Source organism: Shewanella goraebulensis, assembly GCF_030252245.1.
Classification (GTDB): domain Bacteria; phylum Pseudomonadota; class Gammaproteobacteria; order Enterobacterales; family Shewanellaceae; genus Shewanella; species Shewanella goraebulensis.
In genome coordinates this window covers 3,951,930-3,965,129 of the sequence record NZ_CP126972.1, presented here as the reverse complement: position 1 = coordinate 3,965,129, position 13,200 = coordinate 3,951,930, and the positions used below count along the sequence as shown (strand labels likewise).

The 13,200-nt window shown below is 40.4% G+C and carries 8 protein-coding genes; 4 read left to right on the top strand and 4 right to left on the bottom strand.

What is annotated here, in order from left to right; genetic code table 11:
* The first annotated feature begins 35 nt into the window (after positions 1–35).
* Positions 36–1,427, top strand: coding sequence for a hypothetical protein (locus tag QPX86_RS16765; protein WP_220753932.1), 1,392 nt, complete (start codon positions 36–38; stop codon positions 1,425–1,427).
* A 39-nt stretch (positions 1,428–1,466) separates the two neighbouring features.
* On the opposite strand, the gene QPX86_RS16760 is transcribed toward QPX86_RS16765, so the two are convergent.
* Together QPX86_RS16760 and QPX86_RS16755 are read right to left on the bottom strand one after the other, a co-directional pair.
* Entirely contained in the window at positions 1,467–3,698 is a 2,232-nt protein-coding gene (locus QPX86_RS16760) for a PAS domain-containing protein (RefSeq protein WP_285163265.1), read from the bottom strand.
* 110 nt (positions 3,699–3,808) lie between these two features.
* Complete coding sequence (locus tag QPX86_RS16755) at positions 3,809–4,483, bottom strand: TatD family nuclease-associated radical SAM protein (RefSeq protein WP_220753934.1); 675 nt, start codon at positions 4,481–4,483, stop codon at positions 3,809–3,811.
* A gap of 361 nt (positions 4,484–4,844) precedes the next feature.
* On the opposite strand from QPX86_RS16755, the gene QPX86_RS16750 reads away from it, so the two are divergent.
* The 3 genes from QPX86_RS16750 (at position 4,845) to QPX86_RS16740 (ending at position 8,695) form a co-directional block, all read left to right on the top strand.
* Positions 4,845–6,944 (top strand): TonB-dependent siderophore receptor, encoded by a 2,100-nt coding sequence (locus QPX86_RS16750; RefSeq protein WP_285163264.1) that lies wholly within the window; start codon positions 4,845–4,847, stop codon positions 6,942–6,944.
* A gap of 102 nt (positions 6,945–7,046) precedes the next feature.
* Positions 7,047–8,228 carry a PepSY-associated TM helix domain-containing protein gene (locus QPX86_RS16745; RefSeq protein WP_220753936.1) on the top strand — a complete coding sequence of 394 codons (1,182 nt, stop codon included), beginning with the start codon at positions 7,047–7,049 and terminating at the stop codon, positions 8,226–8,228.
* Complete coding sequence (locus tag QPX86_RS16740; RefSeq protein WP_220753937.1) at positions 8,228–8,695, top strand: hypothetical protein; 468 nt, start codon at positions 8,228–8,230, stop codon at positions 8,693–8,695. The genes QPX86_RS16745 and QPX86_RS16740 overlap by 1 nt, the downstream gene beginning before the upstream one ends.
* A gap of 101 nt (positions 8,696–8,796) precedes the next feature.
* Here QPX86_RS16740 and QPX86_RS16735 read toward each other — a convergent pair whose 3' ends face one another.
* Positions 8,797–11,937: an efflux RND transporter permease subunit gene (locus QPX86_RS16735; protein ID WP_220753938.1), complete on the bottom strand. Its 3,141-nt coding sequence runs from the start codon at positions 11,935–11,937 to the stop codon at positions 8,797–8,799.
* Entirely contained in the window at positions 11,937–13,142 is a 1,206-nt protein-coding gene (locus QPX86_RS16730; RefSeq protein WP_285163263.1) for an efflux RND transporter periplasmic adaptor subunit, read from the bottom strand. Before QPX86_RS16730 ends, QPX86_RS16735 begins: the two co-directional genes overlap by 1 nt.
* Positions 13,143–13,200: the final 58 nt, after the last annotated feature.

Here is a 13,200-nt window from a genome sequence, read left to right as displayed (position 1 = left end):
TAGTAGCTATATTCTCCGTTATTGAGTCCACCTCAGTGGCAAAAATCAAAGTAAAACAAGAAGAAGCATTATCTATTAAGTTCAGCCATCAAATGGAGGTTGGGCATCAACGTGCGTTGGATTTATATTTTTATTTGCCTACCGAAATGGGCATTGGTGATAAAACCTTAGATGAAGAAGAGTACTATCATAGTGCGATAGTCGGTCGACGCTCATATTACTCTAAAGGATTGCATTTACCTTTAGTACAAAACCGTTTTGTCAGTATCAATAAGCGGACTAAAGAAGAGTTCCGTTTTTACCTCAACTTGTTCGCCTATCAATTTGCTGTCGCTATTGAAACAGATGCTAAAGAGCTAAGACAAATTACTGAGGCAGAAGAGTTTTACCCCGCTTTAGACGAGCTTGGAAAGTCAGTCTCTCAATTACTAAAAAAGTTTCGTCGTAACGAGCCAAGCGAAGAGCGATTACAGTCTTATTTTGCTAATGCAGACAATTACCTGTCTTGGTTCTGTGAGCAGCAGTTACTTAAAACTCTAGCGTATCGTCCACGCAATGCTGATTACAGTGATATTAAAGAGCAGATAGTTAACTTGTGCCGTGCTGAAAATCATTACCGTGAAGAAGAGAAAAAGTACAACTCTGCAGGCACTAAGCAAGACGCTAATCGTATCTCTAATAAGATGTTGCTACTGCGGCGTTTGATCCAACAAGGTGTGGTACTTAAAGAAGAACTGAAAACCCTTGGTGTCGGCCTTAAAAAGTTTGTCACAGGCTTAGCGACAACCTTGGTGATGTTGGTTGTCTCTGCAATGATTATTAAAGCTCAGGGCGTCTTTAGCGGCTTAACCATGAGTTTAATCGTTACGTTAGCGATTATTTATGGTTTTAGGGAAATTTTTAAAGAAGATGTTCGCAATGCGCTGTGGCGTTTCATTCAACGTGGTCGTCCTCGCTGGAGTCGTATTCTTCGTGATACCACCACTAAAACAGTAGTGGCGAAACAACTTGTCTGGCTTGATTTTACTCGGCCACAAGACATTCCTGCTGAAGTCGCTGAAATTATGAAACAGCGTCATAGTCAAAATAAGGTTGATGCAGAGGTACTGCATTATCGGATTGCTACCAAAGTCACTAACAAAGACTTTGAAGCGGGCTATTCACAAATACAGGAACAAGTGAATTTCAGCTTAGTGCCTTTTGCAAGGCACCTAGAGCGCGGTAAGGCAAAAATATATAAAGAACAAGACGGTAAGGTCAGCAATGAATCAGTTGAAAGGCGTTACCAAGTTAATTTAGTGGCGGTATTAAAGGATGGTAAAGGGCCATTAGAATACGCCCGTTATAAAGTGGTCATGAGCCGCTCCAATATTATTGAAATTACTCGCAGCAAGTTACCTAATAACTTATTAGAAATGAGCGACTAAGCGGCAAAGTAATTAAGCGATAGCCAGCTGAACTACAGGTTAAACTTTACGGGTAAAGGCTTGGCAAATATTTTGGTCGCCAGTTTGTTTTGCGCGCTTAAGTGCTACCTCTGCATTGGCTAAGTAACCTTCAAAGCTTTGCTGTTCAGGGTAGCCAGCAATGCCAATATTAATCCCTTCATTTAAGTCATTTTGCTCTAATCTATCCATAGTGCTCATGGCATATTTATGTGCCTGAATAGAATCGCTCAGAGGCAGTAAAATGACTAATGAGCCCAAACGCCAATGAGCAATTTGGTATCCGGTGGGCAAGTCGATGAGCAATTGGATCTCAATGTCTTTTTGACGTTTTTCGAGGTGATCGATATCGCTGATATGGCTGATTAACCCTTCAGGGTTAATGTCCATTATCATTAAACACGTTTGTTCACGATTAGGCTCTGTTAAGGTACTAAAGTGTACTTCAAGCTCTGATAATGGCAAAACCATCGAACTTAACGGCGATTGTTGTGAAGGCAACTGCTTTATCGATGTTTGCTGCTTTAAAACTTGCAGTGTTATTACTAAGTATTCGATTTCACCATCAATGGAATGTTCGGCTTGAATACTTGCTTTAAGGCTATTGGCAAATCGTGTGCCCGTATTGGCAATAATTTGGCCTTTCCACTTACCTTGTAAACTTAAACGACTAGAAATATCGGCCCATTGCTGAGTCACCTCTTCACCCAGTAACTCAACAATACTAGCGTTGCTATTATCTTCTACATCTAACAGTTTTTTGAACTTATGGTTGAACTTGATGAGTTCACCATTTACGTCGGTCAAAGCGGTAGCAACGTCACTTTCTGAAAGTAATCGATAACTGTAAGCTTGCTGTTTTACTGCAGATAATTCAGTGATATTTTCAAAGGTGACGACCCAATAACTTTCGCTGGTTAAGTTTGTTTTACCAGGCTGAACGCATAAATTAATCGTGCAAGGCTGATCGTTAAAGCTAATGGTTTCAGTCCAGCGCTTATTATCATTCATTGACTGAAGTAACGTTTGATAAGTGTGATCTTCTAATTGCAGTATGCGCTGTAATCTTCTCTCTAACAGTTCATCAATCTCTAAAGATAAGGTTTCAGCAGCCTTTTGATTTGCTTTAATAATTCGTCCGCTATTATTTACTAATAAACAACTTTGGTGAACATTAAACAAGTTACTTGATAAATTGATGCTGTTAGCGTTTGCGGTTCTCTCAAGTTGAAAACGGTGGCGAGTGAATAATAAGCCTGTCGCGAGTAAACCGATGAGTGTTCCGAAAAAGATCAAGATATAACGCCATTGCTCAAACCTTGCGGCAATATCTTCATGGCGAATATATGAAAGCAAAAAATACTCTCTAATGAGGGTATCGTGCGCAGCAAGTTCTATTTTAAGAAAAACAAATGTTCCAACATCATTATGATATTGGCCAAAATTGGTATTAGCCATTTGCTGCCAAAGGCTAGGGTAACTTTGCTGTAAGCTATCGCCTAAGGTATTAGGCATTTTTTTGAGTGGATTTTGTTGTCCTGCGCCTGAATATAATTTGCCTTGTTCACCTAATAATAATAGCGGTGTGTTGTGGTTAAAAAAGGCAGGTTTAATCGATTGCAGAACTTCGATTATCGAATTATAAGTCACTAAGTATCCACGAATACTTTGATCAGGGTTTTCTATCCAAGCAAGCTGGTAAACAAAAGGGATTAGCTTACCATTAATGGGTACAAATTTTATTTGTGATGAAAAAACGTCATTGCCGCCCATAGTTTTGTCGCCATTAAGAACAACGTCAGGGAGTGGCACGTTATCAAAAGCATCAGTGCTAGCAATACGTTTATTACCTTGAGGATCAAATAAAGTTAAGCCTAAAAGTTCTGGAATATGATTCAGTAACCCGGACCAATTGTTGACTAGCTTTTGCTTTTGTTGTTCTGAAGGATTTTTTAAGTACTGATTCATTAACTCAGCTTTGGCGAAAGCTTGTGTGCGAAATTTTAAGAAGTTAACTTTATCTGAGGCCAGTGTGCCAACAGTTTGTAATTCACTGTAACGCTTATCGGCCCAATCTTCTTGCAGGCGACGTTCGCCTAAATTGAGTAGCATTGTGGTGAAAATAATGATGCTGATAACCATCACAGAGACTTGGCTTGCTAAGGCTAAGATCTGTTGACGACTCCAGTGGATATCTTGCGCTGAAATGAGTAGAAACTTTGAGACGTTTTTATTGGTTTGTCTTTTAAACATTCACTTACTTATATTAACAGTCCCGATATAACCAATGTTATCACGAAAGCTTTACTAGGTTGACCTTAGTAAAGCTTTTTTAACTAAATTTTTACCATACTTGTTTCAGGTTAACCGACAATATCAAGTTCACGTTGTTTAAACTCAGCTCCTCTTTGTTCCACTATCTTACGGCATTGTTCGATGTCGACTTGATCTAGGCCGTTAATCGCTGAGACTTGAACTTGGGAAATATATTGGGGTGCTAACTCAATAAACGCTAACAGTGCTTCATAAGCGCCTTTTAGCTTTGGTCTGCAATGTTGAAGATAAAGGGCTTCAGTATCAGCATTTAATGAAATTGATAAACTATCGATACATGTTGCCAGCTCTGGCAGGATATTACGCCGATGAAATAAATTACCTAAACCATCGGTATTTAGGCGTGTTTTCCCACCTTGCGCTTTGATATGAGTTGCAACTGTTAGAAGTGTTTCTAAGTTAAGTGTAGGCTCGCCATAACCACAAAAAACATACTCATCAAAGTCTGAAACATGACCTAATAGAGGGATGATGTCAGCTGGTTTTACTTGCTTATCAAGTGATAACTCATATTGATGTACTTGTTTAGAGCCGTTGTGCTTTGGGCAGAACTGGCATCGTAATGTGCAGCGACCAGTGATGTTAAGGTAACGGCTTTGGCGGATATCATAAACCAATGTTGATGAGTGATGATCTTGTTCTGTTACTGTAGAAATAGACGATGGATCTAGAGTAAGTTTATGATTTTTTGCTGAGTTGTGCATGTAAGTTAAAACCTAAAACAAAAGCCAATTTGGTAGTTTAAAGAGTTTTTAAAGGGATATCCGTTTATTAACTCGCAATTTAAGCAATTTTTATTAGCCTATGGAGCTGATTTGGGAACAAACTGTGGTTATTAATTTTGCGAAGACTGAGCTGTGTAAGGTCAACTAAAAGCTGTATATGATTACTAGAATTTATTGTCAGTTATTACACTGGTTAACGTAAAATTATTAATTGACGTTGTTTTTTGAGAGATTGTTCGTTTTCTGTGAAGGCCACCTCAAAAATCGCCTTGTTATGATTGCAAATCTTAATGATAATACTTCTCATAATTATTGTAGTGATTTATGAGATACCTCTATCATGTTACCAGTCAAAGCAGAGAAACTTTCTCCTGTGTATTTAGCATTATCCCTAGCTCTATTTAGCAGTAATTCAGCTTACGCTGAACAAGAACTGCCTGAAATGGAAAAAATTCAAGTTACAGCTTCAGCCCTGAAAATCCATACTCCAATGGCCGAGACGCCTGTATCAGTGTCTGTTGTGGAACGAGATGATCTTGAAATTCGTAATGTTAATAAGCTGGATGAAAGTTTTCGCTATACCTCAGGGGTGTTGTCTTCGCCTTATGGAGCTGATAACGATACAGACTGGTTAACTGTTCGCGGTTTCGAGGCAGCTACTTACCTTGATGGTAGCCGTTTATTTAAAGATGGCTTCTATGTATGGATGCTCGAACCTTATGGATTAGAGCAAGTTGAAATACTCAAAGGTCCCGCTTCAATTTTATACGGCGAAGCACCTCCTGGTGGCGTTGTGAATGCAGTGCAAAAGAAGCCTAAACTTGAACCCGCAGGAGAAGTGGATGTTCAAATAGGTAATAAAGATACTGCTCGTGTTGCTTTCGATGTATCGGATGAGATTACTGACGATAAGCGTTTTCGTGTCGTGGGTAAGTTTAGTCAGGCAGACGGTGAACTTAATGATACTGAGAATACTCGTTATTACATCGCGCCAAGTTTAGAAATGGACTTGTCGGAAGACACGACGTTAACTTTATTAGCATCTGCCATTCATGATGATGGCACGCCTACGAATGGTTTCTTTCCTGCGATTGGCACGCAAGTGGATGACACTCGTGGTGAAATTGATCCAACAACTAATTTTGGCGAGCCAGATTATGATGTCAGCCGCAGAACCCAAGTGACTGCAGGTTTTCAGCTAGAGCATATCATTAATGATACTTGGGATTTTGAGCAAAATTTCAATTACGCTTATAACGACTTGCTGTTAAATAGTACTTACATTATGTCGACACCTTACTGGGGAGATCCTTCTGGCGATACTTATGCTAGAGGAGTGACATATCGTGAGGGAACGTTACAAAGCATCACCCTCGATAATCGATTTATTGGTAACTGGTCTGGAGATCGCACAGAACAAACCCTGCTATTAGGACTCGATGTTCAAAGCCACCAAAATGAAGGTAAAGAGTTGGACAATTATGCCTATGACATTATTGATCCATTCAATTTCACTCCGGGGAACTCTGATCCATTAGACACAAGTGATGCCTTAGAGCGCCGTATTGATAAGGATCAGTTGAGTGCCTATGGTCAGTATCAACTTGTACTAGATGACCGCTGGATTGGTATTGTGGGTGGTCGCTATGATTATGTAGATACTCAGAACGAAGATTTGACCAACAATAAGCAATATGACCGTGTCGACAACGAGTTTTCATTTAATGTAGGATTAATGTATCGCAGTGATTTTGGCTTCACCCCCTATGTGAGTTACGCAGAGTCATTTGAAGTGATCAGTACGGTTGATCAAATAACAGGCGAACTTTATAAGCCGTTAGAGGGTAAGCAAACAGAAGTTGGTTTTAAATATACACCTGATTATATGGATGGTTATTTTAATCTGGCTTGGTATAACTTAAAGCAAACTAATGCCCTTGTGAGTACAAGTGCTCAAGACCCTGATGGGAATTGGTTATTTGGTGCTACTCAAACAGGTGAAATGGTCTCGCAAGGTATTGAGTTTGAAGCTGTAGTACAAGTTACTGACGAACTTAAAGTTAATACAGCATACACTTATACAGATTCTCACATCGATAATAATGACGATACAGGCGAGAAGCGTTCTCCGATGATCCCACGTCATCAGGCATCAGTATATCTCGATTACCAAATGTTGCCCCAAGTACGTGTTGCTACAGGGGTTCGATACGTTGGTTCATCTTATGATTCTGAAGACTCAACCGTGACAACTGAAACCATCAAGGTACCGGCTTATTGGATATGGGATGCATCGGTCCAATACGACATCAATACTCGCTGGCGTGCACAACTCACCGTGAATAATGTACTTGATGATGAATACATATCGGCTTGTAATTGGTACTGCTACTACGGTGAATCACGTAGCATCGTTGGTAGCATTAAGTATATGTGGTAAATGAGCAAGTCGCTCTTGATAATCAAAGTCTGGCGTGGAATTTCCCGTCAGGCTTTGTACTTTGACTGTTCAGTGTTTAGTTGCATAAATTTCGGAATTAACATGGCAAAACTTAGTAATCGATTTTGGTTCAAGCTTCATGGCTTGTTCTCTTTACCCATTTGGATAATATTCTGTTTCGTTTGCCTAACCGGAACGATATCAGTCATTAGTCATGAGTTGACTTGGTTAACTAATCCTGACTCGCGTGCAAGTAATCCTCAACAATTAGCTGAAAAGCCTAAATCTCAACTGGTTGATATTGTTCAAAATGCATATCCGACAGCCAGTATCTCTACTGTAATGAGTTTTGAATCTTATATAGCCAATACGGTTATATTTACCGATAGCGATAAACCTTACGCCATTGCTTATGTAAATCAATATACAGGTGAAATTCAAGAGGTTATCCAAGGTCTTACTTTTAAATCTTTTATGCGTTCGTTGCATGCTTGGCTGTTTTTTCCATGGCAAAATGGCTATAGCATTGGCTATTACCTTGTTTGTTTCATGGCGTTTGTTATGTTGGGTGCACTGGTTTCTGGCCTAATGATTTATAAAAAGTTTTGGCGATCGTACACCCAACCTAAGTTACGAATACATCAAGGAAAGAAAACGTTTTTAGCTGATTTACATCGGTTAGCGGGAGTGTGGTCGATGTGGTTTTTAATACTCATGAGCATCACGGGCTTATGGTATTTAGCTCAAGCCATTATGTGGCAAAATGATATTGAAATTGAAGCTCATGCCCCTGTAGTTGAAGTTAGTCAACTTCCATATGGTGTAGCTGATGTTCCAGTTAGGCCGTACAGCTTAGCTGATGCGGTTAACATTGCAGAGCAGAAATTTCCAAACTTCAAAAGCACTTACATTATGCTACCTGAGCACTTTAGAGATACATATAAAGTTTATGGTGAAGGTGATGGAATCTTTTATGATCAGTATTCTTATGGAGTGACGGTCAATCCTTGGACTGGCAAGGTTGAGAGCGAAAGATCCCCTGAGAAAATGAATGCGTTACAAACCTTATCCCATATCGCCAACCCTTTACATTATGGCAATATCGGTGGACTGTGGACAAAAATTATTTGGTTTATATTTGGTGCCTTATTAACAGGGATGTCCATAACAGGTTTTTTAATCTGGGGTGGTCGAACAGTGAAAGCTGCTAAAGATACTGATAATCAAAGGTCTATTTTCTCTAAAGTACCTGTAACTCATTTAGTTCAACAGGATGGAAAATAATGGCGCGTTTATCTAACAGTATGTGGGATCGCTACAAGTATAAAGTAAACGGGCTTGTGCTGATTTTAAGTTGTTTTTTCTTGTATAAAAACTTATTCCCACAGTTCCCAGATGCTTGGAGCACGAAGTCGATAGGTTCATTCGAAGTCACGCCAATGCCATATAACCTTAATTCACCTTATATGCATGACGGGACGTACACTAAAGACTTTTTATTATTATTTAGTCAGGGTGAAGTTGCCGATATTCGACAGGCTTATTTTAATATTGGTGCAGCACCCTTATCACTTGCTGATATGCAGGATGCTGACGCAGGGATTTTGCACGGAAGTCAGCATGCGCAAGAAGTACATGCTATTGCACCTAAAGTAATTCAAGCAGATCATAGAGCTTGGTTAACGATAGAAAATTGGCAAGGGAAATTGAAAACCGTAAGTTGGGCAATACCTAAAAATTTACATCAGTAATGCTAATTTAGTACCGATGCGGACTTTTGTTCTGTATTAATGTAATGATAAAAAGGGAGCAAAGCTCCCTTTTTAAGGTAACTAATTCTTACCATTAACAGTTAATTATAAGCTTCATCATCGTCGTTTTTAGGTTGCCACCACCAGTTAAATAACCTGCGTAAAAGGCGTTTTGCATCATCTAAAATAATGTACAGCACAGGTACTAAAATCAGTGTCACTACAGTGGAGAATAAGATACCAAAGGCTAGTGAAGTCGCCATTGGAATGACAATTTTGGCCTGTAGACTTTTCTCGAGCAATATCGGCACTAAACCAACAAAGGTCGTCATTGAGGTTAAAATGATTGCTCTGAAACGGTAACAACCAGAATTAATCGCAGACTCCAAAATTGAATGGCCTTCTTTGCGGGCTCGGTTAACAAAGTCGACTAAAATCAATGAGTCATTTACTACAACCCCCGCTAGTGCCACGATGCCACACAGACTCAATACACTCATTGATAACCCAAGAATATAGTGGCCGAACAGCGCGCCAATCATGCCGAATGGGATCACTGACATGATGATCATGGGTTGAGTATAAGATTTAAGTGGTATTGCCATTAATGCGTAAATGGTAAACATGGCAAAGAAGAAACCTTGCAGCAAGCCTAGCATTGCATCTTGCTCATCCTGACTTCCGCCATCTAAGGAAGCGTTCACTTCTTTGTAAGTGTCAGTAAGCTCAGGTAAAAACTCTTGTTGAATTTCGTTTACCACTTTTGATGGCTCAACGGTATTCTTGTTGACGTTTGCTGAGATGGTAATCGCGCGGCGGCCATCAACACGTGTTATCGATGCAAAAGATTCACCCAACTCTATATCTGCCACTGTTGAGAAGGGCACTGCAACACCTTGAGGTGTGCGAATTAGCATGTTTTCAAGGTGGCCAATGGTGCGGCGTTGTTCAAGTGGGTAACGTACCATCACTTTCACTTCTTCTTTATTACGAAGAATACGCTGAGCTTCATAGCCGTAAAAACCATATCGAACCTGGCGCGCTAAATCTGATAATGTCAGTCCTTGCGCTTCAGCCTCTGGGCGGATATTGAGGCGAATCTCTTGGCTGCCTGACGAGAAATTATCTGAAACATCGTAAACACCTTCATAGGAGGCAAGCTTCTTTTTAAGCTCTTTTGAGGCTTCAGATAGTTGGCTTAAGTTACTTGAGGTTAATCTAAAAGAGATATCACCACCGGTATCATTTGTACTGGCAGCGATGTTGAGCTTTTTAACTGATAATAACTCAGGTAGCTGTTTACGCCATTCTTCTGCAATCGTTACTCCATCTATTTCACGATCTTCGCCCTTTGACAGTTCGGCAAAAATGAACGCAGAACTTCTTGAACTCATATTGATAAAGCTATGTTTCACCACGTCTGAGCCAACTTCATTTGCAAACTTATCATTCATGGCATACAAGGCTTCTTCCACTTTTTGCACCACATCTAAGGTGTTAAGTTCAGAGCTGCCTTCTTCCATTTCAAGCTGAACTTGAATGAAGTCTGAGGGGATATCAGGGAAGAATACCCAGCGCACTTTTCCGCTAGCAACTAACGCCAAAGACAGGATTAATACGCCAATGAATATGGCTACAACGCTGTAACGAATTTCAATGCACTTGCCTAGAAAGGTGCGATATTGATTATGAATAAAGTATTGCAGTTTCTCATTGAGCCTCACTTTAAACTTCGAAAAAATATTGGTTGGAGGGCGCTTTTTCTTCACTTTCATGTGGGCTAAATGCGCAGGCAAAATTAATTTTGATTCAATGAGCGAGAATGCTAATGCAAGGATAACGACCATACCGATCGATTTCCAAATGATCCCCATTGGTCCTGAAACCATGATCATCGGAATAAATGCAGCAATGGTTGTTAGTACCCCAAAGGTTGCTGGCATCGCAACTTTTTGTACGCCAGTAATCACGTTAGTGAGTGATTGGCCATTCTTTTCAATTTCACTATAGGCACTCTCACCTATGACAATGGCGTCGTCCACCACTATCCCCAGCACCAGAATAAAGGCGAACAGGGTTAGCATATTGATTGATAGGTTAAATGGCTCCAGTGGCATCAGTAATATGGTGCCAAGGAAACACACTGGTAATCCCACCATCACCCAAAACGCTAATTTAAGATCTAGGAACAGAGCAAGAATAATAAACACCAATAAAGCCCCGTAAAACATGTTCGACAACATCATGTTTAAACGACCTTCGAGGTAGTGAGTTAAGTCCCCCCAAGTATCAAGCTGGATATTGGCGGGTAAAGTGGTTTTACGTTCAGCAATATAGGCTTTGACTTGTTCTGAAATATTGAGCGCATTTTGATCGTCAATACTGGTGATTTCGATAATTGCTGCAGGTTTACCATTAAAGCGGGTGTACTCTAATCGTTCTTCAAAGTCATCTTTAATGGTGGCGACTTCTGGCAGCATAATACGGCTACCGTCAGGGCGGGTTGTAACTACAATGCGTGAAAAGTCTTCCCCAGTATAAGCCTGACCTTTAGTACGAAGTAAGATGTCGCCATCTTGGGCGCGAATTGAGCCACCAGGTAAATCAATCGATGAGTTTTGTACGGCTTGGGCCACTTGAGAAAAGGTTAGGTCGTACTCACGTAATTTATCTTCAGAAAGCTCAATACCTATTTCGTAGTCCCGTACACCAGTAACTTGCGCACGAGTGACAGCGGGTAAGTCGGTAATGTCATCACGTATGGTCTTAGCCATTTCTTTCATTTCATGGAGGCTTAAATCCCCATAAACAGACACCCAAATTACATTGTTCTCAGGTTTTATCTGATAAATATTGGGCTTTTCAATGTTATCGGGGAAAGTAGAAATCGCATCGATACGTAGCTTAGCTTCATCTAATACTTGCTGAACTTCGTAACCATCTTCAACTTCAATCGTGACTGAGCCAACGCCATCACTGGCTACAGAGGTGACTTTTTTAATGCCATTAATATCTTGAATCGACTCTTCGATTTTAATATTAATCCCTTCCTCAATCTCTTGAGGCGCTGCGCCTGGGTAGGCAACTGAAATATTGAGTAAGTTAAGCTCAAAAGTCGGGAAGACTTCTTTATTGATTAATAATGAGCTAAATAAACCGCCAATTAGCAGCGCAAACATGAGCAGATTTGCCGCGACATTATTACGGGCAAACCAAGCTATTATGCCTTTATTATTGTCCATTACTGCTCACCTGCTAGTGTAATTTGTTCAGCGCTATCAGGTTCTGACTCAATTTCAGCTTCTTGTTGCTCACCTAGCAGTTTAACTTTTTGACCTGACACCATGTTGTTAATATCGGTAATTGAAATGCGCTCATCGGTTTTTAAGCTGTCTTTGATGAATACATTCTCGATATCGGTGCGTACGATATTCACTTTACGTATTTCTATCGTATTGTCAGCGGTGATGATTGCGACTTGATCTTGGCGTACGACATAGCGTGGGAGCTTAACAATCCCGTCTACCGTTCGGCCTTTAATTATTGCCGTGACAAAGCTGCCGTATTTAAGTGGTAATTCACCTTCTTGACGTTGATTGCGCAGGTACGGGTCTTTTACTTCTGCAACCAAGTACACCATGCGGTTTTGCTCATCAATGACATTCTCACTTCTGACAATATTGCCGTTCCAAGTAAATGATTTTCCGGCAAGGGAAGCACTTAAGATGACAGAGGTATCAGGGTTGTCGACAGACTCTAAATAGGCGAGATCATTATTGGTTAGCGGTAAGCGCACTTCTGCGATACTAGTATCGTATAGTTCGCCTAAGTTTGTCCCTAATGATACGTACTGACCTAAATCAACATTACGGGCTTTGATGATCCCATCGAATGGTGCGCGAATGACCGTGCGTTCTAAGTTGCGCTGGGCTCTAGCTAATGCGGCTTTTGCATATTTTACGTTAGCTTGTTCTTTCTTTAACTGAGGAATACGTAAACCAAGCTCTGGCGGTAAGCCATTATCAAAATCCTTAAATTCAATTTTAGCGACTTCGCCACGAGCGATTTCTTCGTTGAGTGCGGCATTGGCTTGGGCAAGTGTCGCTTCCGCCTGAATAAAGTCTGCTTGATAATCAGAAGGTTCAATTTGAGCCAAAGCTTGCCCTTGCTGAACGATTCCGCCCGCAACAAAGCTTGGGTCTAAGCTGACTAACCTACCTTGTACTTCAGTCACCAGTTGAGTTTTATACTTCGGGCTAACCACACCGTAAGAAGGAAGATTCAATGATACGGTTTGCTGCTCAACCGTTATTACATCGACGATGGCGATTTTTTCTTGTTCTTCTTTTTGCTCAGGTGCTTGCTGGGTACTGACAAGTAAGCCTGCCAGTGCAATAAACACGATAAGAATAAGGAAAGGAGAGAGGATTCTTAAAATTCTTTTCATCGGTAAACGTATCCATACTAAAACAACAATGTTAACTCTAAAGGGCGGCTCTGCTTGA

Excerpts from the sequence above, each read along its gene's own strand:
- QPX86_RS16760 (WP_285163265.1), bottom strand. The coding sequence starts at position 3,698 with ATGTTTAAAAGACAAACCAATAAAAACGTCTCAAAGTTTCTACTCATT.
- QPX86_RS16755 (WP_220753934.1), bottom strand. The coding sequence starts at position 4,483 with ATGCACAACTCAGCAAAAAATCATAAACTTACTCTAGATCCATCGTCT.
- QPX86_RS16750 (WP_285163264.1), top strand. The coding sequence starts at position 4,845 with ATGTTACCAGTCAAAGCAGAGAAACTTTCTCCTGTGTATTTAGCATTA.
- QPX86_RS16745 (WP_220753936.1), top strand. The coding sequence starts at position 7,047 with ATGGCAAAACTTAGTAATCGATTTTGGTTCAAGCTTCATGGCTTGTTC.
- QPX86_RS16740 (WP_220753937.1), top strand. The coding sequence starts at position 8,228 with ATGGCGCGTTTATCTAACAGTATGTGGGATCGCTACAAGTATAAAGTA.
- QPX86_RS16735 (WP_220753938.1), bottom strand. The coding sequence starts at position 11,937 with ATGGACAATAATAAAGGCATAATAGCTTGGTTTGCCCGTAATAATGTC.
- QPX86_RS16730 (WP_285163263.1), bottom strand. The coding sequence starts at position 13,142 with ATGAAAAGAATTTTAAGAATCCTCTCTCCTTTCCTTATTCTTATCGTG.